We start from the raw sequence: 296 nt of genomic DNA on the forward strand, positions 1-296 counted from the left end.
GATTATTGACTATATACAACTCATGACAAGCAATTCGAAGCGTTCGTCTGAAAACCGTGTTCAAGAAATTACAGAAATTACGACAGGACTCAAAGCATTAGCTAAAGAACTGAATATACCCATTATTGCGCTTTCACAGCTTTCACGCCAGGTCGAAAATCGAACAGATAAACGTCCACAACTTTCAGATTTACGGGAATCTGGTTCAATTGAGCAAGATGCCGACATTGTCCTTTTTGTGTACCGTGAAGAATATTACCTTAAAAATGGAGAACCAAAGATAGGCACTCTTGAAT

1 protein-coding gene is annotated in these 296 nt (G+C 38.5%); it reads left to right on the forward strand.

The window, feature by feature from the left end:
- A partial coding sequence (locus tag ACFIO5_RS12570) for a DnaB-like helicase C-terminal domain-containing protein (protein WP_375705585.1) occupies window positions 1–296 on the forward strand: 296 nt, incomplete at both ends.

Source organism: Bartonella sp. AA86SXKL, from assembly GCF_042196885.1.